Below are 23,267 nucleotides of genomic sequence, written 5' to 3'. Positions count from 1 at the left end.
ACAGTTCCTCCGTCTAATCCAGAATCTTTACATCTTCAACAAATACATTTACCTGACTGACCTTAAGAGATGTAAAATCTTCTACTTTATATTTTACAGACTGCATCAGATTATCTGTTACAGCCTTGATGCTGACACCATATGCCACAACGATATGAAGCTCTACCACAATATCTCCATTCTCATCAAACGTAACATGAATTCCCTGCGTGATATTGTTTCCTTTTAACTGTTTTACGATTCCGTCTTTTACACTGACAATACCCATACCAACAATGCCAAAGCAATCGAGTGCTGTCATACCTGCTACCTGTGCAACCACATTCTCATCCAGACTGACGGTTCCATTATCATTATTTATATATTCGTTCATAGAAAACCTCCCATGCTTTTGTCCTGTTATATGATGTGCAGGAATCCCATCTCCTTGTCATTCTGAAAAGTATATTTAAAAATAGGCAAACCTGTCTCACCATAATTATAAACATATAGTTCTATTATAACAGAGAATATGCAAATTTCAAGACAACCGTTTATTGTCTATTCTTTTTAAAAAAATTAAAAATATGCTTGCATATAACAAAATTATCTGATATAGTAACATTTGTTGTGAACTTATGAGAGGATAAGTTTAATAAAAATAAGGAGGTGCTATCATGGCAAAATGTTCAGTTTGTAATAAAGGTGCTCATTTCGGTATCAAAGTGAGCCATTCACATAGAAGAGCAAATAAGATGTGGAAATCAAATGTTAAGTCTGTTAAGGCTATCGTAGATGGTTCTCCAAAGAAGATTTATGTTTGTACTTCATGTTTAAAATCTGGAAAGGTTGAGCGTGCATAATTCACCTCGTATTCTTTCTAAAAAAGACTGCCATAAAACAATGGCAGTCTTTTTTGTTTTCTTTTTTCAGACTGCCGGCCAAGCTTCTATCATAAATTCTCAAAATTTCTCCTGCCGTAACCCGGTCAGGTCATTGACTTTTAGCATCTGCAAAATAATATATATGCCATTAAAAAAAAGATTACAATAATCAAAAATTCCAGAAACCCTTCTACCAGATAGCTGAATATCATTCCGATCGCAACGAAAAAGAGGGCAAATCCAACTACACGCTTCAAACAACATCACCGCCAAAAAAAGACTTCACATACCATTATAAGATATGCAAAGTCTTTTTCTTTTATGTCTGTTTTATTCCTCTGCCGGTTTCGATGCTTCTTCTACCGCCTGTTCAATCTGCTCTTCTTCCTCTGTCTTTTCCTTCTTAAAGAAGCCGGTAATCCGGTCAACAATCTCAGGTGCCATATCAATGATCTTGCTGATGGCATCCTGATTCTTAATATTAACAAGTCTTGTCTTACCGTTTGAGATAACCAGAACCGCAGCCGGACTGAGCTTTGCTCCGATACCACCGGCCGCATTATTGCCGGTCTGTTTATTGAACGCACCGGCCGCCATACCGAAATTCACATCAAGAAGTGGAATAATGATCGTATCTCCTACCTTGATAGGATCTCCCACTACAGATTTGGATGAAACAAATCCATCCATTCCATGAAACAAAGTGCTGATCGTTCCGTCAATATTTGTATTTGCCATTACTTATTTCCTCCCGAAATCTTTTTTAAATATGCCATAGATCTTTTCACGTATTTATTAAAGTATACCTTGCAGCAATAATATAATATATTATAAACCCTGATTCTTCCTTTTATGAAAATATCCCCTTCCAATATCTTCTTGGAAAAATCCGGAGTTATATCTATTTTATTATAATATAACGGTAAAATCAAACTCAGATATCCAAGCTGTTTTCCGGTAGATGCCGGATCTCCTGAACCATATGTTACCTGCCCTTTGATCTTTGTCGGATTCAGATGCTTTAATAACAGGATCACGTTTCGCTTTAACACCTGAAATGCCTGCTTTGTTGTACCCGCCCGGACGAATTTCTTATACTGCTCCGCCTTATCTTTCATATGGTGCAGTTTTCTTACAACTGCTTCGATCTTATCCTTTACCGCAATAACAAATCGGTCGAACTTCTTACCGATACGGGTAAATATCGTCTCCGGACTTTTTTGAAATTCCGAATGATCTTCTGCAAATTCCCGGTTAGCATCTCTATCTTCTCTGTCGGGATCTGCATCCTGCATCATCTGATCTGACAAACCATCCTGCTGATCGGATTCAGCATCTTCTGCTTCCTGCTTTTCCGTTTTTTTCGTTTTTTCGGCTTCTGCCTGTTCGCGTTTTTCCTGTTTTTTTGCTTTTCGAGTCTCTGCCTTTTCCTGTTTTTTCAGTTTTTTTGCTTCTCTGACTTCAGCTTTTTCCCGCATACGAGTTTCTTTTTCACTTTCTGCGACTTCTGTCTCCGTATCTGTTTCTTCCTGGCTTTCTTCCGAAAATCCATCTTCATTGGATACCAGCGTTCCGCCAAATGACCGCAGCCAATATACAAAGCCGTTTTCATCATAATTTGCTTTGAAGCAGAATACAAAACCCAACCATGAGGCTTTTAATTTGCATATAAAATTGTCATGTTTTTCTGCATAAAACCGATACCGGACAGGAACGAATAATAATAAAAGCAACAGTACAAGTACAAGCCCTATCAGGATCAATACTGTAATCAACAGAATCTTTAATATCAATAAGAAAATATGTAACATATGCTCCCCTTATATCAGCACACTGTCATGTCATATAGAAAATAGTCCTTACAATCAAACTTTCCGGTCGTACCGTATACATCCCGGATAATATCCCGTATAAGAAAAAACGCTCCGGCCTTTGTCATCGACATTCCAACGATAACGATATCATCCGTTCGTTTCTTATAGTACGGCTGCAGGAATTCATTTGCCTCATAAACCTCTAACAGTCCGTCCTCAAACAATGGAAGTGTTATGACATAAACATCCGCACAAGGCTTCCGTTTTTTTATTCTTTTTATCAGTCGGGATGCCGTCTTATCCGGCATAACTCCGGTATAAAGCCGCTTTGCTATTGTCATTTTTTCACTCCCCTGCTCTGTCCGACCTCTCTCTAATCTTCCATAATTCCCTGAATGATCACATAGCATGCAAGAACCTCGCTGCGATTTGAACAGCGCACCAGTGCATTATCAATATAATCTTTGATCTCCTGCTGTGTATTAAAGAACACAGGAATTGTAGAAAGTATCTTCGCCATGACCGCACGATTAACTACCTGTGAGTTTCCGGTAAATACCTCTCCGAATTCTTCTATCAGTTTATCCTTTTTTGAAATAATATATTCAGAATCCGCAAGTGCGCCTGTCTCAATCTTCACATGATCGATATCTACAAACATACTGCCGGATAATAGTTTTTCCAGTGTATCAATACGATGATAAGCATCCTCCAGACCAAGGCGGATAATATCCGGCTGATTGGAAGATACGATATCATAGATCGGAGCTTCAAGCACCATCCGGTGTTCTCCCGCTTCCTCCTGCGCGCCTTCATTTGCAACCAGCATATCATATGCATCCGTCGGAAATTCATCTTCGTTCTCCATGGATTCATAGATGCGTCTGATAATAGATAATGCTCGCATACAGGATTCCGATACTCCTGACTTGCATTCAGCCGCAAGCATCATGCTGTACAGATCATTTACCAGCTCGATCAGCATCATATAATCGGATACGACATCATTGATAAAGCCTGCACTTTTATCCAGAACCGTTGACAGATTCCTGTATCCGTCAAAATCAAGATGTGCATAATCTCCCTCTTTAATAATCTCATACGCTTCATGCAGAGAAGAATATTCTGTCTCGAATTTCTCCGGAAGCTGTAATAAGGCAGTTTCTTCTACTGTCTCTATAAAATCATCCAATGAACTGATCTCACAACCATTATAAATTGATAAAGTCTGTCCGATAATATCGTAAAATCTTGCCTTTGTCATACGAAGCGGAAGCTGACCTACGATCTGCTGGATCTTCGCATTTACCGCTACCTTATCCTTATCTGCAAAGATGAAGTTAAAGACCTCCGCACTGAACTGCTCTGCATCAAATTCCTCAAACATCTTCTCAAGTTCTTCGTCCACATTTTCCTCGAATCCATATTCTTTTCGGTTCAGGATATATTCGTACAACTCAAACGCATCAGTATATGCAGTAAGTACCTTCATCTTCTCCGTGATCTTATTTCTCATTTCGGAGATAAGCGCCAGATCCTTGTCATCCAATTGATCCGCATCTCCTGCCAGATATGTTCCGACCAGCTTATTGATTCCCATAACACATTCATAAATATATGGATCCTCTGCAAAATCTTTGTCTGCCATCAGTTCACGGATCACAACATAGTTTAATGCAAATTTCTGACAGGCATATTCGAAATCTGCCGTCATGACTGCATCTGCAAATTTTGCAAGATTCTCATCCATATTGTTCTTACGGGTTATCTCTGTGATCAGTTTTTTATCTTCATTATACATAACTATCTATTTTCCTCTCATCCTTAATTAAATCCATCTCTTATTTATGCTCATGCGTAAACAAATGATCCTGGCAATATTCCTTGTTGCCTGTACATCTGGAGCAATAACGGAACTGCATGTCAGGTGCTTCCTTATCTGTGATGCCGCATACATAACATTTATGTGTCACATTCTCTGAATTGTTGACACGCACCTGCTTCGCATAATTCCTTCTTCGCTTGATCTGCTTTGGAGAAAGCCGTCTGAAATCTTTTGTGCTGAAATAGAAAATTACAAAGTTTAAAAGTGACATTACGATATTTACACGTCCCATCAGGTTTGCGTTCATAAAATAATATCCTATAAACACCAGATACAAAACAGATAACCACTTCATCTTAACCGGAATGATCATTGCATACAGTACCTGCATATCCGGATAACAAGCTGCAACTGCCAAAAATAAAGACAGGCAAATATAATAACTGGATACGATATAGATATGAGAATCCCATGACATTGGAATATGAAATACATACTGACAAAGTATATATGCGATCATCGTTCCTGCCATCGTGAGGAACATACCACCAAATATATACAGGTTGTACAAAAACGTACCGATTGAACGTTCTAACAGATTACCGATACTGTAATAAAAGAACAACATAATGATAGTAAAGATACTGACACTTAATTCCGGAGGAGTGATTACCCATGTAAGTAATCTCCAAACTTCTCCCTGCATAACAAATGCAGGAACAAGAATCAGTTTTGATAAAACCTGTGGTGCAAACATCAGAAGCAGATAGCCAATGACATATCCAAGGATCAGATACAGGGACAGATTCTTGATCGCATACCGACCAAACTTCCTTTCAAGCTTGTTTATCATCTTCATGAATGGATCTCCTTTTAATTTCATTCATACTATTTGTTTTCGGTATATAAACAGATTTTCCAACATCCGTTATATCCACAAATCAGGGAACTGCCATATTCCCATCCAATGAGAATATGGCTGATAGTATCCCGACATTATCAAATTATATAATAGAACGAAAAACTTTACAACAGCACAATCATGAAGAATTTCTAACTTTTATATATCTTAATCCACAACCAGCTCCAATCCTTCCGGCAAAACGACCTGATACAAGTTCTTATTGTTCTCAAATAATTCCTGTGGACCGACACCAAAATACATGAATACAGATTCAAAGGTATCTCCTTTTTTCACTGTATAATGCATCTTTCCATCTCCGGAGCCTTCCTGTTCTATCGGAATACAGATTTCTTCCCCTTCCTGCATATTATAGACATTTACATACGGATTTGCAGTTATGATGTCACAGAGATTACATTTGTAGTGTTTTGAAAGCTTATATAATGTATCCCCTTTTTCTACTACATGGATCACTCCATTGCAATGATCATAATTTTCCATTTCATACCATCCGGCTTTTTTATTATTATATTCGGAATCTGAAAAATGTTCCCTTTTCTTCTTATTAAAATACAAATCTTTCTCTGCCTTTTTCTAAAATAAAAATTAAATAATAAAAAATCAAGGAAAATCAATCCTAAAATAAATATTAAGTTCGTCAGAAAAGGGAAAAAATCATTGTTTTTTGTAAAACGTTCCACTATAATAGATTCGGTTCAATAAAGAGAAAATTTTGCAAAAAGATTAGGATGGTTTTTATGTACAAATTAGGAATTGACATCGGCTCAACAACCGTAAAAGTTGTTGTTCTTGATGATTCACACAAGATATTATTTTCTGATTACAGAAGACACTACGCAAACATAAAGGAGACATTACAGGCTCTTATAAATGATGCAAAAGCCAGGCTTGGTGATGTAGAAGTTACTCCGGCGATCACCGGCTCCGGCGGTCTTGCGCTGGCAGAGGTTATCGGTGTACCTTTTACCCAGGAGGTAGTCTGTGTTTCAGAAGCATTACAAGACTATGCTCCACAGACGGATGTTGCGATCGAGCTTGGTGGCGAAGATGCCAAGATCATATATTTTACAAATGGAATCGAACAGCGTATGAATGGTGTCTGTGCCGGTGGTACAGGTTCCTTCATCGACCAGATGGCTACTCTTCTTCAGACAGATGCCAGTGGTCTGAACGAATATGCAAAGGACTATGATACGATCTATCCGATTGCTGCCCGCTGTGGTGTATTTGCCAAGACAGATATCCAGCCTCTGATCAATGAAGGTGCAACCAAGCCGAATCTGGCTGCGTCTATCTTCCAGGCTGTTGTCAACCAGACAATTTCCGGTCTTGCATGTGGTAAGCCGATCAAAGGAAATGTTGCGTTCTTAGGCGGCCCGCTTCATTTCCTCCCGGAACTGAAAAATGCATTTATCCGTACTCTGAATCTGACCGGGGATGCGATCATCGATCCGGGTCATTCTCATCTTTTTGCTGCAACAGGTGCTGCCCTGAATTCCAAGCCGGAGGTATCCAGAACGCTCGGCGAACTCAGTCATTCCTTAGACGGTGAGTTACATATGGCTGAAAATGTACTCCGTCTCCCTCCATTATTTGAAGACGAAGCAGCCTATGAAACATTCAAGGAGGAGCACAATAAATATAAAGTAAAACGCGGTGACCTTGCTACATATAAAGGAAACTGCTTCATCGGTGTTGATGCCGGTTCTACAACCACCAAGGTAGCTCTTGTCGGTTCAAATGGTGAATTATTATACGACTTCTATAGCAGCAACAACGGAAGTCCGTTAAATACAACGATCAAAGCGATCAAAGATATCTATTCCAAGCTGCCGGAGGGTGCTGTCATCGCCGGTTCATGCTCTACCGGTTACGGCGAAGCCCTGATCAAGCAGGCACTTTCTCTTGATTTTGGCGAAGTAGAAACGATTGCCCACTATACAGCAGCAGCATTCTTTGATCCTGAGGTTGACTGTATCCTCGATATCGGTGGCCAGGATATGAAATGTATCAAGATCAAGAACAAAGTCGTAGATAATGTCATGTTAAATGAAGCATGTTCCTCCGGCTGTGGTTCTTTCATTGAAACATTTGCCAAATCCTTAAATTATGATATTGCTGATTTCGCAAAGATCGCTACAACTGCCAAGACTCCTATCGACCTTGGTTCCAGATGTACGGTATTCATGAATTCAAAAGTAAAACAGGCTCAGAAGGAAGGTGCATCCGTAGCTGATATCTCAGCCGGTCTTGCATATTCCGTTATTAAGAATGCACTTTTAAAGGTTATCAAGCTGACGGATCCAAAGGATCTCGGTAAGAACATCGTCGTACAGGGTGGTACCTTCTACAACGATGCTGTCTTAAAGAGCTTCGAGGTGATTTCCGGCAGAACCGCTATCCGACCGGATATCTCCGGTATCATGGGTGCTTTCGGTGCTGCCCTTATCGCCATGAATAAATATAAAGAGGGCTTTAAGACTTCTATGCTGTCGATTGATGAGATCAGCAAGCTGACTTACACCACAAATATGACCAGATGTAAGGGCTGTACCAACAACTGTCTGCTGACGATCAACCGTTTCTCAAACGGTAAGAATTTCATTACTGGAAATCGTTGTGAAAAGGGTGTCGGTCTTAAGAAGAATGCTGATAACATCCCGAATCTGTTCGAATATAAATTAAACAGGATCTTCGACTATACCCCGCTTACACCTGATATGGCAAAACGTGGTGTGATCGGTATCCCTCGTGTCCTGAATATGTATGAAAATTATCCATTCTGGTTCACTTTCCTGACAAAGCTAGGATTCTCGGTAGTACTTTCTCCAAAGTCATCCAGAGATATCTACAGTCTTGGTATCGAATCGATTCCAAGTGAATCCGAATGTTATCCGGCTAAGATCTCACACGGACATGTTATGTGGCTGTTAAAGAATGGTATCACATCCGTTTTCTATCCTTGTGTTCCATATGAAATGAACGAAACACCGGAAGCAAATAACCACTACAACTGCCCGATCGTTACATCCTATGCCGAAAATATCAAAAATAACATGGAAGAATTAAAGGATGACAAGATCACCTTTATCCGTCCGTTCGTCGCACTGGATAATGAACAGGCTCTTGTCGATCGTATGTATCGTGAAATGAAAAAATACTACGATGTTACAACCGATGAGATCGCATCTGCTGTCCGTGCTGCATATGAAGAAGCAGAAAAAGTAAAGACCGATATCCGTGAAAAGGGCGAAGAAACTCTTCGATATATCGATGAACACGACATCCTTGGAATCGTCCTTGCCGGTCGTCCATACCATATCGACCCTGAGATCAACCATGGTCTTCCGGAACTGATCAACTCATATAAGATCGCTGTTCTGACAGAGGATTCCGTTGCTCATCTGGGACAGGTAGATCGTCCGCTTATCGTATCTGACCAGTGGATGTACCACTCCAGATTATATAAGGCAGCAAACTATGTTAAGACATGTGACAATCTGGAACTGATCCAGTTGAACTCCTTCGGCTGTGGCCTGGATGCCGTAACAACCGACTGTGTAAATGATATCCTGACAAAATCAGGAAAGATCTATACCGTTTTGAAGATTGATGAAGTAAGTAACCTTGGTGCTGCCAGAATCCGTATCCGTTCACTGATCAGTGCAGTTAATTCCAGAAAGGAACAGAACTACAAGACCTGCCCGTCAAGCAGTGCGATCAACCGAATCGAATTTACCAAGGATATGATGAAGGACTACACCGTTCTTGCTCCACAGATGTCACCAATCCATTTCAATCTGCTGGAATCTGCATTCAAGGTTATGGGACTCAATATCGAGATCCTGCCGGATGCAACCAAGGAAACAATCGATGTCGGATTAAAATATGTAAATAACGATGCCTGTTATCCTTCTCTGATCGTCGTTGGTCAGTTGATGAGTGCCATTACATCCGGTAAATATGATGTAAATAAACTTGCAGTTATCATGAGCCAGACCGGTGGTGGCTGCCGTGCAACCAACTATGTCGGATTTATCAGACGTGCGCTTGCAAAAGCAGGTTACGGCCAGATCCCTGTAATTGCATTATCAGCTCAGGGATTTGAGAAGAACTCCGGTTTCCCTATCACCTTAAAGCTTGCAAAGCGGGCAATTCAGGCACTTGTCTATGGTGATGTCTTCATGCGTTGTCTTTACCATACAAGACCATACGAGAAAGAACCGGGATCTGCAAATGCGATCCATGAGAAATGGGAAAAGATCTGTAAGAAGACACTGGAAGAAACAGGAAGCACAGCAAGATTTAAAAAGAATATCAGTGGAATTGTACATGACTTCGATACTCTCCCACTTCTTGACATCAAGAAGCCAAGAGTCGGTATCGTTGGAGAGATCCTTGTAAAGTTCCTTCCATCTGCCAACAACCATCTGGTTGATCTGCTGGAATCGGAAGGTGCTGAAGCTGTTATGCCTGATCTGCTTGATTTCTTCATGTACTGCTTCTACAACAGTAATTATAAATATGAATATCTGGGCAAGACACACAAAGGCGCAATCATCGGAAATGCAGCCATCTCGCTCCTTGAGCATATGAGAAAGCCTGCAACTGATGCTTTAAAGGCAAGCAAACGTTTTGATCCACCTACACCGATCACGCATCTTGCAGAATATGCCAGACCTTTTGTATCCATCGGTAACCAAACCGGTGAAGGCTGGTTCTTAACAGGTGAAATGATCGAGCTGATCAACAGCGGTGCCGCAAATATTGTCTGTGCACAGCCATTTGCCTGTCTGCCAAACCACATTGTCGGCAAGGGTGTTATCAAGCATCTTCGTGAGGCTTATCCGGATGCTAACATTGTGGCAGTCGACTACGATCCAGGAGCATCCGAGGTTAACCAGATCAACCGTATTAAGCTGATGCTGGCAGCGGCCAACAAGAAGCTCCGGTAACAAAATACATGCAGTTATAGCTTGTGATATAAAAACAGCTACAATATCTTCTATTTCGCAGATCACTTGCGTTCTGTTTTTCACGTAACGGTACTAAATTCACCGCTCTTGCGGTTCATTAAGGACCGACGTGAAAAAAGGTCTGCTTCATAGAGATATTGTAGCTGTTTTCATTTACCTTTTTTCTGCATGTATTTTGTTCTTATAGTAAGATAATATCTTATATCATCCGCATAGGGATGCCACGTTCACTTAAATACTTCTTCAGATCAGAGATCTCAAGCTCTTTGTAATGGAATAATGATGCCGCAAGTGCAGCTTCTGCTTTTCCTTCTGTCAGTGCGTCGTAGAAGTGTTCTTTGGTTCCTGCTCCACCGGAAGCAATAACCGGTACATTTACATTCTCTGCAATCGTTCTGGTAAGGTCGATATCGTATCCGGCTTTCGTACCATCACAATCCATACTGGTAAGAAGGATTTCTCCTGCACCGAGTTCAACTGCTTTCATTGCCCATTCTACTGCATCGATACCGCAGTCAATTCTACCGCCATGTTTGAAGATATTCCAACCGCCATCCGGTCGTTTCTTTGCATCAATGGCAAGAACTACGCATTGACTTCCGAACTTATCGGCTGCTTCTGCGATCAGATTCGGATTGTCGATCGCTGCTGAATTAACCGATACCTTATCTGCACCTTCGCGGAGAATGGCCTTGAAATCATCAACGGTACGGATACCACCGCCAACCGTAAATGGAATAAAAATCGTCTCAGCCACACGTCTGACCATATCTACTACGATATTTCTCTGATCTGAGGATGCAGTGATATCTAAGAATACAAGCTCGTCCGCACCGGCTTTATCATAAGCTGAAGCAACCTGAACCGGATCTCCAGCATCTACCAGATTTACAAAATTAATACCCTTTACAACTCGTCCGTTTTTCACATCCAGACATGGAATAATTCTCTTTGTATGCATGATTACGCCTCCAATTCTATGAAATTCTTCAGGATCTGAAGTCCAACGGTTGAACTTTTCTCCGGATGGAACTGGCAGGCAAATACATTGCCATGTTCGATCGAAGCATGGATATTCGTTGAGTAAAATGTGGATGCAGCTACATCTTCCTCATGATCTGCCTTCAGATAATACGAATGAACGAAATATACATATGGATGTTCCGGAAGTCCTTTAAATAACCTTGCTTTCGGATTGATATCAAGTGAGTTCCATCCGATCTGTGGAATCTTAAGTCCCGGCGCATCTGGAATCCGAAGGATCTGTCCATCTACGATTCCCAATCCTGTTACTCCCGGTGTCTCCTCGCTTGTCTTAAATAATAACTGAAGTCCAAGACAGATACCCAGAAATGGTTTTCCCGAATCAACGACATCATAAATAACATTTTTCAATCCATATTCATTGATTTTTCCCATTGCATCGCCAAAACTTCCAACACCCGGAAGAATAACTCCGGAGCTGTCCATAATGACATCCCTGTCTCTTGTAATTATGGCTTCTTCGCCAAGAAATTGTACGGCTTTTTCGACGCTTTTGATGTTACCTGCATCGTAATCAATAATCGCTATCATTTGTTTTTCCGTTTTAACCTTTCTCTATGTTTTCTTCCCTACAACCGCAGCTTTGTTCCTTTACTGCCACGTTTACATGCTTTGATTCGTGTAAACAGGATCTCTGTATTGTCTACAAAGAAGCTATCCTTTGTGCTGCCGACTGCTACTTCTTCGATCTCGTCATCGTCGGTGATGTTCACCAGGCGGATGCAGCCTGCACCTTTTCCTTTGACCGGAATCTCGCTGATCTGGATTCTTGCATAGTAGCCAAGCATACTCTTTACAACGATGAAATCTTCCATCTCCGCATCATGGATAAAGATAATGTCTTCTTCCTGCTTGGATGCCGCGATCATCTTACGAAGTACATCGTAGTTATTGCCCGGAACCAGCTTTGCCTGACCATGCTTGGTCACAAATAACAGGTTCTTATCTATGATCTGCTCGATGCAGCACATATATAATATGTTTTCATTTCCATTCATATTGCAGAATTCAAAGATCTGAATACCCTTATCCGACAATCTGCCGATCAGACCGGAACCATTTCCCTTTTTACCGGTATTCTTCTTTGCCTGAAGCTTGATGATATCAGCAACCTTGATCATATACATCTGATTATTATCTGCAAATACACCAACACGTTCTGTGTTCTTACATTTGAATGAGAACCGGTAGTCTTTGTCGATCTGCGCTTTGTTTTTATCATAAAGATTGGCATCAACGACCTTGATATAGTAGAAACGATCGAGAAGTACAGCAACCTCTGTCTCAACTGCCTGTGCCTTCTTAACGACAACTTCGCCACAGTCTGCGATCACAGTCTTTCTTGGAATCGCATATTTCTCCTTGATCTCTAACATATCTGCGATCATCTGCTTCTTCATATTGCTCTTGCTTTCAAGCAGCTTTGAATACTTCTTGATCAGCTTCTCTGCATCTTCCAGTTCTTTCTTAAGGGCATTTACTTCCAGACCGATGAGCTTCTGTAAACGCATTGCAAGGATCGCATCTGCCTGCTTCTCGGTAAAGCATAAGAACTTTGCATCTGCCTCTGAACCTTTGAATCGGAATGTAATATTGGAGGTATCTCCATGCATCAGACATGCCTTTGCGTCCGCTACCTTCTTACTTCCACGCAGGATCTCTATGATCAGGTCGATACAGTCAACCGCTGTAAGAAGACCAGTCTTGATTTCCCGTACTTCCATCTGATTTTCTAACAACTTCGTGTATTTGGTATTGTATAGTCCGTATTTGAAATCCGTATAGATCGACAGAATCCGCTTCAGTCCCATGACCTCCGGCTTACCGTCATAAATACAGTTGATATTTACACCAAAGGTATCCTCAAGTCCTGCCTTTTTATATAAAATATTGATGATATTCCGGATTTCTTCATCTGTTGTACCCTTCTTTACATCGATACACAGACATTCTCCGTTCTTGTCTCCACGGTCAGCGATATCTACAACGGCCGGTAATTCACGGTTTCTGGTAAGCTCTGCAACCGTATCCAAGAACTTCGCTGTTCCACCGATCATCGTAAACGGGATCTCGGTTACACAGATACTCTTTCTTCCATGACCGATATCACGGATCTCCACCTTACCTCTGACCTTGATCCTGCCAAGTCCTGTTTCATAGACCTGCATCAGATCTTCCTTGGATGCATTGATGATACCGCCGGTTGCGAAATCCGGTCCTTTCATCACATCTAACAGATCCTCAAGCGGTACTTCCGGATCATTCAAATACATCACGGTTGCATCAATCACTTCTCCGAGATTATGTGTCGGAATATTGGTTGCCATACCAACTGCGATTCCTGTCGAACCACTGACTAAAATATTCGGAACCTGAAACGGAAGAAATGTAGGCTCTGTCTCTGTTCCATCGAAGTTTGGAATAAACTGATCCTTAAAGAAAGACAGATCCTTCATGCAGACATCCTCTGTATATTTGGATATTCTTGCCTCGGTATATCGCATTGCCGCTGCACCGGATCCATCTACCGAACCAAAGTTACCATGCGGATCTACAAGCGGGATCGGAAGCTTCCAGTTCTGCGCCATATTTACAAGACCTTCATAGATTGAACTGTCTCCATGTGGGTGATATTTACCCATCGTATCACCGACGATTCTCGCACATTTACGATGTGGCTTATCTGAACCTGCCAGACCATTTAATGAATACAGGATACGACGCTGTACCGGCTTTAAACCGTCCCTGACATCAGGGAGCGCACGTTCTGTTATAACGCTCATGGAATAATCTACATAGGATTGTCCCATTTCACTTTCATAATCAACATTTAAGATTTTTTCAGACATAGATTTCCTCTTTCCTTAGATATCAAGCACTGCATCTGTACTGTGTGTCTCAATATATTCTCGTCTCGGTGCCACTTCTGTTCCCATCAACGTCTGTGTCAGCTTATTTGCTTCCACGATACTGTTGATCGATACCTGCTTTAACACACGGCTCTCCGGGTTCATCGTTGTCTCATAGAGCTGGTCTGCATCCATTTCTCCAAGACCTTTGTAACGCTGGATCGTGAATTTACCGGTATGCTTCTTTCGATAACGGTTCAGTTCTTCATCTGAATACAGATACTGCATATGCTTGCCCTCGCCCACTCTGTAAAGCGGCGGGATCGCGATATAGATGTGACCCTCATTGATCAGATCCGGATAAAACCGATAGAAAAATGTCAGAAGCAATGTAGCGATATGCGCACCATCGACATCGGCATCGGTCATAATGATGATCTTGTCATAGTTTAATTTATTAATATCAAAATCGTTGCCATAGCCCTGCATAAAGCCGCATCCAAATGCATTAATAAGTGCTTTGATCTCGGCATTCTCAAGAACCTTGGCTACTGTTTTCTTCTCTACATTTAAGATCTTACCACGAAGTGGCAGGATTGCCTGATATTTACGGTTTCTGGCTGTTTTAGCAGAGCCGCCGGCAGAATCACCCTCGACTATGAAAATCTCGCATTTGGACGAATCATTAGATTCCTGCTTGGCAAGCTTTCCATTTCCTTCAAAGGAGAATTTATTCAGATTGATCTTGGATTTTTCCAGAGCCTTCTTCTTAGACAGGCTGACTGCACGATCACAGATATCCTTTAAGACATCGTAGTTACGATCAAAATAAACGGTAAGTTGTTCTTTTACAATATCATCGACTGCCTTTGTAACGTCTGTATTCGACAGCTTCGTCTTCGTCTGCCCTTCAAACTGCGGATCCGGATGCTTTACAGATATGATCGCCTGCATACCGGAACGGATGTCCGCACCACTTAAGTTCGCATCCTTTTCCTTTAATAACCCAAGCTCATTTCTTGCATACGAGTTGATCAGCTTTGCAAATCCTGACTTGAAACCTGTTACATGTGTTCCGCCTTCCGGATTCGTGATATTATTTGTAAAACCGATGATGTTTTCTTCCCCATCCTCTGTCATGACGAATACGATATCAGCAGTTATATTCTCTTTCTCTCCACTGATCGCAATGATCGGCGAAGTATGTGTAAGTCCTTCCGATATATCCTCTACAAATGCGGACAGACCGCCCGGCTGATGGAATACGACCGGTTCCTTGCCGTCTCTCTTATTATGAAATGTGATCGTAAGCTCCGGATTCAGATATGCCGTTTCCTTGATTCTCTGCATGATCGCATCGGCTTTGAATTTTACTGTTTCAAAGATCGTATCATCCGGATATAGGGTTACCTTTGTTCCGGTTCGTTTCTCTTTTAACCGGGTACGCGGCAGATTTCCTTCCGGAGTCAGCTCCGTTACCGGAACGCCATACTCATAGCTGTCCGTGTAGAGATATCCGTCTCTTGCGACCTCAACCAGCAGCTTCTTTGATAATGCATTTACAACAGCAGAACCTACACCATGAAGACCACCACTGATCTTATATGTGGAGCTGTTGAACTTACCACCAGCATGCAGTACGGTATATACGACACGTTCCGCAGGTATTCCCTCTGTCTCATGTATATCAACAGGAACACCCCGTCCATCATCTGACACGGTCGCTGAACCGTCTTCATTGATACTGACATATATATTTTTACAATAACCTGCAAGGTGCTCGTCCACGGAGTTATCGATCAGCTCCTGAATCAGATGGTTCAGACCGCTTCTTCCAGTGTTACCGATATACATACCCGGTCTGAGTCTTACAGGCTCTAGTCCCTTCAGCACCTCTATATTTTTTGCACTATACGACATAACATTTCCTCTCTATCCACATAATCATTGATTAGTATATTCTGTATTCCATTTTTTTGCAAAGAAATTATTCTGTTTCTTTCTTTTCAATACCGATTTTTTCTTCGATATCGTCTGTCTCCCCGATGATATCCAGATCAAAATAGAACACAACTCCATCTTTTACATTATACACACCATAACACTTCTTATGTGCCTGCATGGTAGCCGCAACAATGGACAGACCGATGCCGCTTCCGCCATATTCTCTGGTTCTTGCCTTATCTACCTTGTAGAACTTGATGAACAGCTTCTCCAGTTCGCCCTCCGGTACATTTGGTCCCTGATCATATACATAGACACGGAGATTTCCAAGGATCGATCCTTCTTCATATGTGGCTCCCGGTTTTTCATACATATATTTTTCTGTCCAGACACGGACTTCTTTCTCTTTATAGCAGTAATGGATCGCATTTGTCAGATAATTACGGAAGACTTCTTCGATCATGAATTCGTCCGCATAGACATTGATCGGATCTACATCATCATAAACGATCGTAACCTGACTCTGCTCTGCAAGGATTGCAGACGAATCGATGGAATTATGGATCAGATCAACGATATTGAACATTTCCTTATTCACTCGGTTCTGCCCGAATTCTATCTCATTCAGATCAAGTAACTGCTTTACCAGCTTATTCATCTTGTTTGCTTCATCAACAATGACATCACAGTAAAAATTCTTGCTTTCTTCATCATCATTGATATTATCCCGCAAGCCTTCTGCATAACCCTGTACCAGTGCGATCGGTGTCTTTAATTCATGTGATACATGTGACAGGAATTCCTTACGCATCTCGTCAATCTTGATCTTCTCATCAATCTCCACCTGAAGCTTCTGGTTTGTCTCCTTAAGCTCCGTCAGCGTCTCATTCAGCTTATACGACAGATCATTCATATAACAGGACAGCTCACCGATCTCATCATTGGACGGATGCTCGATCCTTGCATCAAAATCAAGAGTTGCCATTTGTTTTGCAACCCTGGTAAGCCGTTTGATCGGTCCGGCAAATATCTCACTGACAAAATACATCAGAATACAACTGATGATTGCTGTTGTAATCAGTACAGCCATAAAATATTTGATCGTTGTCTGGATCGTGGAATCCACTCTGGCAATTGTGGTACGCACGATAATAACAAATCCATTATCCAGAAATCCGAGCAGATCAAAATAACTCTGAGCTGTATCCTTATCCTTTGTGATCTGTATCTTATAATCCTTATGCTTCTCGACCTCTTCCCGTTCGATCTGGGAATTATTCGCATCTATACTGTCTGAGAACATCAGGAACTCACCGATACTTTTCAGATTGTTAAATACAGCCGTATCCTCATTTACCGTTGTATAGATCTTCATATGAACATCATCCACAATATAGATCATCGCATCGGATTTATTCTCGAGCAGGCTCTCCATGCTGTCAAGGTCATAGCTGCCATCTCTGTTCTTATTTGATGAATCTTTGAAAAAAGCATCACATTCCTGATAAGTCTGGATCAGATTATTTTTCAGTTCATTGTAATAATATTTTTTAATGAAGATAACGGACAAAATGCCTGACAGCAGGATCATCACAGTAATGATCGCCATCAGACAAAGTGTTATCTTACTCCTTATCGACCTTTTTCTCATCATCCACCTCGAACTTATATCCCATGCCCCAGATCGTCTTGATATAGTCACCTTTATCCTTCAACTTGCTTCTGAGCTTCTTTACATGGGTATCGATCGTTCTGGCATCTCCAAAATAATCATAATTCCATACATTATTCAGTATCTTCTCTCTGGATAATGCAACTCCTTTATTCACCATAAAATAATTCAACAGCTCAAATTCTTTATAACTGAGCTCGATCGGTTCTCCATCGATCGTTACGATATGGGCTGCAAGATCCATCGTGATACCGCCTGCTGAGATCACACTGTCAGCCGGTACATCACTGGTTCTTCTTAAGATTGCTTCTACTCTGGCAACCAGGATCTTCGGACTGAACGGCTTCGTGATATATTCATCAATACCAAGTTCAAATCCCAGAAGTTCATCTCTTTCATCTGACTTTGCAGTCAGCATGATAATCGGAACCTGTGAGAACTTCCGTATCTCCTTACAGGTCTCCCAGCCATCCATCTTCGGCATCATAACATCTAAAATGATCAGTCCGATGTCTTTATTATTCATAAAGATATCAACCGCTTCTTCACCATCTCCTGCTTCCAGAACAATATATCCTTTCTTACTCAGGAAATCCTTGACCAGCTTACGCATTCTGCTCTCATCGTCAACTACCAATACCTTTATACTATCCATATGCGACCTCCTGTTATTTCCATTTCTTGCTGTATTCTAACAAACATCTATGTCATAAATGTGAATTTCAAATGGGAATTTACCTTTTTCTCTTTTTCTTCTCCACAACCGGGTGATTTGCTTCATATTTCGCATACAGATCCGGCCGCCGTTCTTTTGTCCGGCTGATCGACTGTTCCAGTCTCCATGCCTCTATATTCTTATGATGACCGGAAAGCAGCACATCCGGAACCTTCTTCCCCATGAATTCTACCGGTCTTGTATACTGTGGATATTCTAACAGATCATCATGAAAGGATTCGATCTCCGCACTGTCATCATTGTTCAATACCCCAGGAACCAGTCTGGATACAGTATCAATGATCGCCATTGCCGGAAGCTCACCGCCGGTTAAGACAAAATCACCGATCGATACATAATCCGTTACGATCAGCTCCAGCACACGTTCATCGATACCCTCATAATGTCCGCATAAAAGCACCAGATCATCTTCAACGGCAAATTCTTCTGCCACCTTCTGTGTAAATGTCCGTCCCTGCGGTGTCATATATACAACCTTTAATTTCTTTCCTGTCTTTTCACACAAATACTGATAGGCATTATAAACCGGCTCCGCCTGCATGACCATTCCGGCTCCGCCGCCATACGGATAATCGTCTACATGCTTATGCTTATCCTTTGTAAAATCCCTGATATTCACTGCTTCAATATGGATCAGCCCTGCTTCCATCGCCCGGCCGGTAATACTGGTTCTAAGCCCGTCCATGATCATATCGGGGAATAATGTAAGAACATAAAAATTCATCATTCTCTCCATTCGTTCTAATCTTCTGCGATTTTCAGAAGATGTACCTTTACCGTTTTATTTACCGTATCAATATCTGTTACCCATTCCTTTACAACCGGAACATAGATATCGTCCTGTCCTTTTTTCTTTATAACAAAGATATGATTCGCCGGTGTCTCCAGTACATCATCAATCACACCGATCTCTGTGTCATTCTGATCGTATACCTTTGATCCGATCACATCACAGATAAAGAACTCACCATCCTCTAAGGCTACGGCATCCTCTCTGTTTACAAGAATATCATATTGTCTTAAAGCTTCTACATCATTTATACTATCATACCCTGCGAGCTTCAAAACTACCATGTTTTTTAAAAATTTACAGGATGTACATTCAGTTTCAATCTCTTTGCTGCCTGATACCAGAAAACATTTTTTCAGGCTTTTAAATCGATTCAGGTCATCCGTTGTCGGATATACTTTTACCTCTCCCTTGATACCATGCGGTGCTGTGATCACACCCACTCTCAGTCTGTCTTCCAAAATTATATCTTTCCTCCACTATAACTAAAAATGGGGGAGTTATGATAACTCCCCCAAAAAGATCTTTGTACTACTTAATATCTACAATTACCTTTTTGTCACCCTTTGAAGCAGCTGCTTTTACAACTGTACGGATGGATTTGGCAATTCTGCCTTGTTTTCCGATAACCTTGCCCATATCCTCTGGTGCAACAGTCAGTTCAACTTTAATTATATCGTCTTTCTCTGTCTCAGTAACAGATATTTGCTCTGGATGATCTACTAGGGATTTTGCAATGATTTCAACTAAATCTTTCATTTAAACACCTCCCTGGTGATATTATTTTTCAATACCTGCCTGCTTGAATAACTTAGCAACAGTCTCAGTTGGCTGAGCACCTGTCTGAAGCCACTTCTTAGCTGCTTCTTCATCGATCTTTACTACGCTTGGCTCCTGGTTAGGATCATATGTTCCAATCTCCTCGATGAATCTACCATCTCTTGGGGATCTTGAATCTGCAACGATTACTCTGTAAAAAGGATGCTTCTTATAACCCATTCTTCTTAATCTGATTTTTACTGCCATTTTGTTTGTTCCTCCTGAAATAAAATATAAAATATAAAAATTTATTTAAATCCAAACGGAAGCTTGAATCCACCGTGGCGTTTCTTGCCACCCATCATACCGGACATCTGCTTCATCATTTTCTTGGATTGTTCAAACTGCTTTAAGAAACGATTAACTTCCGCGATCTGAACGCCCGCGCCGTCTGCAATACGTTTCTTTCTGGATGGTGAGATCGGATCCTTCAGACATCTCTCATTCGGTGTCATGGACTGAATGATCGCCTTCGGCTTCTTGCCTGCATCTTCATCGATCTGTACATTCTTCATCTGACTGGACATTCCGGGCATCATGGAGAGCAGATCTCCGATTCCACCCATCTTCTCAAGCTGATCCATCTGTTCCATAAAATCATTGAAATCAAAGGATGCTTTCCGGAACTTCTGTTCCATCTCTTTCGCTTTCTCATCATCGATCGCATTCTGTGCTTTCTCGATCAGCGATTCCACATCACCCATTCCCAGGATCCGACTCGCCATACGGCTCGGATAAAATGGTTCCAGATCTGTCAGCTTCTCACCCATTCCTGCATACAGGATCGGCTTTCCGGTAACAGCCTTAATGGAAAGTGCCGCACCGCCTCTGGTGTCACCATCTAACTTCGTTAGGATCACACCATCTATACCAATCTTATCGTTAAATGTCGTTGCAACATTGACAGCATCCTGTCCTGTCATCGCATCAACGGTAAGAACTGTATATGTAACATTAATATTTTCCTTGATCTCCGCAAGCTCATCCATCATATCTTCATCTACATGAAGTCGTCCGGCAGTATCGATAAATACCAGATTCATATGATTCTTTTCTGCATGCAGGATCGCAGCCTTGGCAATATCAAGCGGCTTATGATTATCTCCCATCGTAAAGACAGGCACACCAACCTTTTCACCATTGATCTGCAGCTGCTTGATCGCAGCCGGTCTGTATACATCACAGGCAACTAACAATGGTTTCTTGCCTTTATTCTTAAACTGATATGCAAGTTTTGCAGCCGTTGTTGTCTTACCAGCACCCTGAAGACCGCACATCATAATGACTGTAATCTCATTTGACGGAAGTAATTTCAGCTCTGTTACATCAGAACCCATCAGCTTATCCATCTCTTCTTTTACAATCTTAATGACCATGTGTCCGGGATTCAAGCCCTTAAGGACTTCTTCACCAACAGCTCTGTCACTTACAGCTTTGATAAATGATTTAACAACCTTGAAGTTTACATCGGCTTCCAGTAAAGCACGCTTTACTTCTTTCATTGCCTCTTTTACATCATCTTCTGTAAGAACACCCTTGCTTCTCAGTTTCTTGAAAACATTTTGAAGCTTGTCAGATAAACTGTCAAAAGCCATGAATATCTCCCTTCGTTCCTAACACTCATCTACTAAAACTCGTCCAGTATCCGATCCGATAACCGGTCGATTGCTTCTATCTTCGAATTCAGCCTGTCATCCCGATTCTCCTCCATCAGCTCCGAAATGCAGTCTTTCATCTTCTCGACCTGCTTTCTCGCTTTCATGAATTTGTCAACAAGCTGTAACTTATCTTCATATTCTTCCAAGATCTTATCGCAGCGCTTGATCATGTCATAGACACCCTGTCTGCTGATCTGATTCATTCTGGCAATCTCGGAATAGGACATATCATTATTGACCACATCTTCATAAATTGCTTTCTGATGCTCCGTCAAAAGCTCTCCATAAAAATCATATAATAAAGACTGTCTGACTATTTTCTCCATACGATCACCGCCTGTAAAGTATTTTCCCTTTACCATGGGTTATTCTATACCATGTCTGCATCGTTGTCAAGTAAAATATCTTGACAAATTAATTTTTACCCGAATATCCTCTGTTTTGCCACTTCCATATCTGCAAGCATCTGTGCTTTTAATTCTGAAACACCTGAAAATTTCTGCTCTCCGCGAATAAAGGATAACAATTCCACGACCAGCTTCTGTTCATAGATATCCTCATCAAAATCAAAGATATGCGTCTCGATCGTTACCCTGCGATCTGTATTCACCGTCGGATTGTCTCCGATATTCGTAATCCCATAACAGACCCTGCCGTCCTCCAGATGTATCCTTGATGCATAAACACCCGTCACCGGATAGATTTTCCCATGCTTTGGAAGCAGATTTGCCGTTGGAACCTGGATCGTCCTGCCAAGCTCTCTGCCATGCACTACATGACCGGACAGAAAATAAGGTCTGCCAAGGAAGGTTTCTGCTTCTTCCATTTTTCCCTCACTGATCAACATTCTGATATAAGTGGAACTTACAATGACATCATGGATCTTTTTCTTTTCTATCACGATCACCTGATAGCCGTATTCTCCGGCCATCTTCCGCAGAAGCTCTACATTCCCGCGTTTCTTTTTTCCGAATCCGTAATCAGTTCCTACGACTACATATCCGGCATGTAACCTTTTTACAAGAATATCCGTTACGAAGGCTTCCGGTTCCATCGATGCAAATGCATCATCAAACGGATACTCCACCAGTACATCGATTCCCATCTGTTCTGCAAGCATACATTTTTCTTCCGAGGTTATGATGCTTTGAAGCTTATCTACATCAAAGATCGAATTTTTACGAATATCAAAGGTAAATACAACTCCGGTATATCCATCCCTCTGTAAACGAAGCACCTCGTCAAGCAGTAGCTTGTGGCCCTGATGAAAACCGTCAAACTTGCCAAGTGCAACGACGGAACCTTTTTCTGTATTGATCTGTATATCTTTCTGATTAAAATAATGCTGCATT

The 23,267-nt window shown here is 41.4% G+C and carries 22 protein-coding genes; 2 read left to right on the top strand and 20 right to left on the bottom strand.

What is annotated here, in order from left to right; translation table 11 throughout:
• Positions 1-13: 13 nt before the first annotated feature.
• A complete protein-coding gene (locus WKT03_RS02900) occupies positions 14-373 on the bottom strand; it encodes an Asp23/Gls24 family envelope stress response protein (RefSeq protein ID WP_008400960.1) in 360 nt (119 codons plus the stop codon).
• Positions 374-656: 283 nt separating this feature from the next.
• Between WKT03_RS02900 and rpmB the strand changes: the two genes are divergently transcribed.
• The gene (gene rpmB, locus WKT03_RS02895; protein WP_008400961.1) at positions 657-842 is read left to right on the top strand and encodes a 50S ribosomal protein L28; all 186 of its coding nucleotides are present in this window, start codon (positions 657-659) and stop codon (positions 840-842) included.
• 351 nt (positions 843-1,193) lie between these two features.
• Here rpmB and WKT03_RS02890 read toward each other — a convergent pair whose 3' ends face one another.
• From WKT03_RS02890 to WKT03_RS02865, 6 genes are all read right to left on the bottom strand, one after another.
• Positions 1,194-1,601: a GerW family sporulation protein gene (locus WKT03_RS02890; protein WP_117784793.1), complete on the bottom strand. Its 408-nt coding sequence runs from the start codon at positions 1,599-1,601 to the stop codon at positions 1,194-1,196.
• A complete protein-coding gene (locus WKT03_RS02885; protein WP_243000340.1) occupies positions 1,601-2,674 on the bottom strand; it encodes a DUF2953 domain-containing protein in 1,074 nt (357 codons plus the stop codon). The genes WKT03_RS02890 and WKT03_RS02885 overlap by 1 nt, the downstream gene beginning before the upstream one ends.
• Positions 2,675-2,688: 14 nt before the next feature.
• Positions 2,689-3,018 carry a hypothetical protein gene (locus WKT03_RS02880; RefSeq protein WP_021943962.1) on the bottom strand — a complete coding sequence of 110 codons (330 nt, stop codon included), beginning with the start codon at positions 3,016-3,018 and terminating at the stop codon, positions 2,689-2,691.
• Between the two features lie 32 nt (positions 3,019-3,050).
• Positions 3,051-4,478 (bottom strand): hypothetical protein, encoded by a 1,428-nt coding sequence (locus tag WKT03_RS02875; RefSeq protein ID WP_117784792.1) that lies wholly within the window; start codon positions 4,476-4,478, stop codon positions 3,051-3,053.
• A gap of 40 nt (positions 4,479-4,518) precedes the next feature.
• Positions 4,519-5,361: a hypothetical protein gene (locus WKT03_RS02870; RefSeq protein ID WP_226801013.1), complete on the bottom strand. Its 843-nt coding sequence runs from the start codon at positions 5,359-5,361 to the stop codon at positions 4,519-4,521.
• A 210-nt stretch (positions 5,362-5,571) separates the two neighbouring features.
• Positions 5,572-5,907: a LysM peptidoglycan-binding domain-containing protein gene (locus WKT03_RS02865; protein ID WP_008400969.1), complete on the bottom strand. Its 336-nt coding sequence runs from the start codon at positions 5,905-5,907 to the stop codon at positions 5,572-5,574.
• Positions 5,908-6,164: 257 nt separating this feature from the next.
• Here WKT03_RS02865 and WKT03_RS02860 point away from each other — a divergent pair, with 257 nt between their 5' ends.
• The gene (locus WKT03_RS02860; protein WP_340390890.1) at positions 6,165-10,382 is read left to right on the top strand and encodes an acyl-CoA dehydratase activase-related protein; all 4,218 of its coding nucleotides are present in this window, start codon (positions 6,165-6,167) and stop codon (positions 10,380-10,382) included.
• Positions 10,383-10,602: 220 nt separating this feature from the next.
• On the opposite strand, the gene hisF is transcribed toward WKT03_RS02860, so the two are convergent.
• The 13 genes from hisF to WKT03_RS02795 form a co-directional block, all read right to left on the bottom strand.
• Entirely contained in the window at positions 10,603-11,364 is a 762-nt protein-coding gene (gene hisF / locus WKT03_RS02855) for an imidazole glycerol phosphate synthase subunit HisF (RefSeq protein ID WP_008400973.1), read from the bottom strand.
• A gap of 2 nt (positions 11,365-11,366) precedes the next feature.
• Positions 11,367-11,978: an imidazole glycerol phosphate synthase subunit HisH gene (gene hisH, locus WKT03_RS02850; RefSeq protein WP_021943968.1), complete on the bottom strand. Its 612-nt coding sequence runs from the start codon at positions 11,976-11,978 to the stop codon at positions 11,367-11,369.
• A gap of 38 nt (positions 11,979-12,016) precedes the next feature.
• Positions 12,017-14,296, bottom strand: a complete 2,280-nt coding sequence (locus WKT03_RS02845) for a DNA topoisomerase (ATP-hydrolyzing) subunit A (RefSeq protein ID WP_340390889.1) — start codon at positions 14,294-14,296, stop codon at positions 12,017-12,019.
• A 15-nt stretch (positions 14,297-14,311) separates the two neighbouring features.
• On the bottom strand, positions 14,312-16,216 hold the full coding sequence (locus WKT03_RS02840; protein ID WP_008401000.1) for a DNA gyrase/topoisomerase IV subunit B: 1,905 nt from the start codon (positions 16,214-16,216) through the stop codon (positions 14,312-14,314).
• Positions 16,217-16,283: 67 nt separating this feature from the next.
• Complete coding sequence (locus tag WKT03_RS02835; protein WP_243000338.1) at positions 16,284-17,891, bottom strand: HAMP domain-containing sensor histidine kinase; 1,608 nt, start codon at positions 17,889-17,891, stop codon at positions 16,284-16,286.
• The gene (locus WKT03_RS02830) at positions 17,866-18,567 is read right to left on the bottom strand and encodes a response regulator transcription factor (RefSeq protein WP_008401003.1); all 702 of its coding nucleotides are present in this window, start codon (positions 18,565-18,567) and stop codon (positions 17,866-17,868) included. Before WKT03_RS02830 ends, WKT03_RS02835 begins: the two co-directional genes overlap by 26 nt.
• Positions 18,568-18,646: 79 nt before the next feature.
• Positions 18,647-19,372 carry a tRNA (guanosine(37)-N1)-methyltransferase TrmD gene (gene trmD, locus WKT03_RS02825; protein WP_021943971.1) on the bottom strand — a complete coding sequence of 242 codons (726 nt, stop codon included), beginning with the start codon at positions 19,370-19,372 and terminating at the stop codon, positions 18,647-18,649.
• A 17-nt stretch (positions 19,373-19,389) separates the two neighbouring features.
• Positions 19,390-19,899 carry a ribosome maturation factor RimM gene (gene rimM / locus WKT03_RS02820; RefSeq protein ID WP_243000336.1) on the bottom strand — a complete coding sequence of 170 codons (510 nt, stop codon included), beginning with the start codon at positions 19,897-19,899 and terminating at the stop codon, positions 19,390-19,392.
• A gap of 70 nt (positions 19,900-19,969) precedes the next feature.
• Positions 19,970-20,197, bottom strand: a complete 228-nt coding sequence (locus tag WKT03_RS02815; protein WP_008401006.1) for a KH domain-containing protein — start codon at positions 20,195-20,197, stop codon at positions 19,970-19,972.
• A gap of 21 nt (positions 20,198-20,218) precedes the next feature.
• Positions 20,219-20,464, bottom strand: a complete 246-nt coding sequence (gene rpsP, locus WKT03_RS02810) for a 30S ribosomal protein S16 (protein WP_021943973.1) — start codon at positions 20,462-20,464, stop codon at positions 20,219-20,221.
• Between the two features lie 41 nt (positions 20,465-20,505).
• Complete coding sequence (gene ffh, locus WKT03_RS02805) at positions 20,506-21,852, bottom strand: signal recognition particle protein (protein ID WP_008401009.1); 1,347 nt, start codon at positions 21,850-21,852, stop codon at positions 20,506-20,508.
• A gap of 32 nt (positions 21,853-21,884) precedes the next feature.
• Positions 21,885-22,241 carry a YlxM family DNA-binding protein gene (gene ylxM, locus WKT03_RS02800; RefSeq protein ID WP_021943974.1) on the bottom strand — a complete coding sequence of 119 codons (357 nt, stop codon included), beginning with the start codon at positions 22,239-22,241 and terminating at the stop codon, positions 21,885-21,887.
• A gap of 95 nt (positions 22,242-22,336) precedes the next feature.
• Positions 22,337-23,266: a bifunctional riboflavin kinase/FAD synthetase gene (locus WKT03_RS02795; RefSeq protein ID WP_117784784.1), complete on the bottom strand. Its 930-nt coding sequence runs from the start codon at positions 23,264-23,266 to the stop codon at positions 22,337-22,339.
• Position 23,267: the final 1 nt, after the last annotated feature.

This window comes from Coprococcus sp. HCN-4056, from assembly GCF_037892645.1.
Classification (GTDB): domain Bacteria; phylum Bacillota; class Clostridia; order Lachnospirales; family Lachnospiraceae; genus Coprococcus; species Coprococcus ammoniilyticus.
This window is presented reverse-complemented; position numbering and strand designations above follow the sequence as displayed.

Excerpts from the sequence above, each read along its gene's own strand:
- WKT03_RS02840 (WP_008401000.1), bottom strand. The coding sequence starts at position 16,216 with ATGTCGTATAGTGCAAAAAATATAGAGGTGCTGAAGGGACTAGAGCCT.
- WKT03_RS02830 (WP_008401003.1), bottom strand. The coding sequence starts at position 18,567 with ATGGATAGTATAAAGGTATTGGTAGTTGACGATGAGAGCAGAATGCGT.
- WKT03_RS02815 (WP_008401006.1), bottom strand. The coding sequence starts at position 20,197 with ATGAAAGATTTAGTTGAAATCATTGCAAAATCCCTAGTAGATCATCCA.
- WKT03_RS02845 (WP_340390889.1), bottom strand. The coding sequence starts at position 14,296 with ATGTCTGAAAAAATCTTAAATGTTGATTATGAAAGTGAAATGGGACAA.
- WKT03_RS02900 (WP_008400960.1), bottom strand. The coding sequence starts at position 373 with ATGAACGAATATATAAATAATGATAATGGAACCGTCAGTCTGGATGAG.
- WKT03_RS02890 (WP_117784793.1), bottom strand. The coding sequence starts at position 1,601 with ATGGCAAATACAAATATTGACGGAACGATCAGCACTTTGTTTCATGGA.
- WKT03_RS02875 (WP_117784792.1), bottom strand. The coding sequence starts at position 4,478 with ATGTATAATGAAGATAAAAAACTGATCACAGAGATAACCCGTAAGAAC.
- WKT03_RS02795 (WP_117784784.1), bottom strand. The coding sequence starts at position 23,266 with ATGCAGCATTATTTTAATCAGAAAGATATACAGATCAATACAGAAAAA.
- trmD (WP_021943971.1), bottom strand. The coding sequence starts at position 19,372 with ATGAATTTTTATGTTCTTACATTATTCCCCGATATGATCATGGACGGG.
- WKT03_RS02885 (WP_243000340.1), bottom strand. The coding sequence starts at position 2,674 with ATGTTACATATTTTCTTATTGATATTAAAGATTCTGTTGATTACAGTA.
- ffh (WP_008401009.1), bottom strand. The coding sequence starts at position 21,852 with ATGGCTTTTGACAGTTTATCTGACAAGCTTCAAAATGTTTTCAAGAAA.
- ylxM (WP_021943974.1), bottom strand. The coding sequence starts at position 22,241 with ATGGAGAAAATAGTCAGACAGTCTTTATTATATGATTTTTATGGAGAG.
- WKT03_RS02880 (WP_021943962.1), bottom strand. The coding sequence starts at position 3,018 with ATGACAATAGCAAAGCGGCTTTATACCGGAGTTATGCCGGATAAGACG.
- rpsP (WP_021943973.1), bottom strand. The coding sequence starts at position 20,464 with ATGGCAGTAAAAATCAGATTAAGAAGAATGGGTTATAAGAAGCATCCT.
- WKT03_RS02835 (WP_243000338.1), bottom strand. The coding sequence starts at position 17,891 with ATGAGAAAAAGGTCGATAAGGAGTAAGATAACACTTTGTCTGATGGCG.
- WKT03_RS02865 (WP_008400969.1), bottom strand. The coding sequence starts at position 5,907 with ATGGAAAATTATGATCATTGCAATGGAGTGATCCATGTAGTAGAAAAA.
- WKT03_RS02860 (WP_340390890.1), top strand. The coding sequence starts at position 6,165 with ATGTACAAATTAGGAATTGACATCGGCTCAACAACCGTAAAAGTTGTT.
- hisF (WP_008400973.1), bottom strand. The coding sequence starts at position 11,364 with ATGCATACAAAGAGAATTATTCCATGTCTGGATGTGAAAAACGGACGA.
- WKT03_RS02870 (WP_226801013.1), bottom strand. The coding sequence starts at position 5,361 with ATGAAGATGATAAACAAGCTTGAAAGGAAGTTTGGTCGGTATGCGATC.
- rpmB (WP_008400961.1), top strand. The coding sequence starts at position 657 with ATGGCAAAATGTTCAGTTTGTAATAAAGGTGCTCATTTCGGTATCAAA.
- hisH (WP_021943968.1), bottom strand. The coding sequence starts at position 11,978 with ATGATAGCGATTATTGATTACGATGCAGGTAACATCAAAAGCGTCGAA.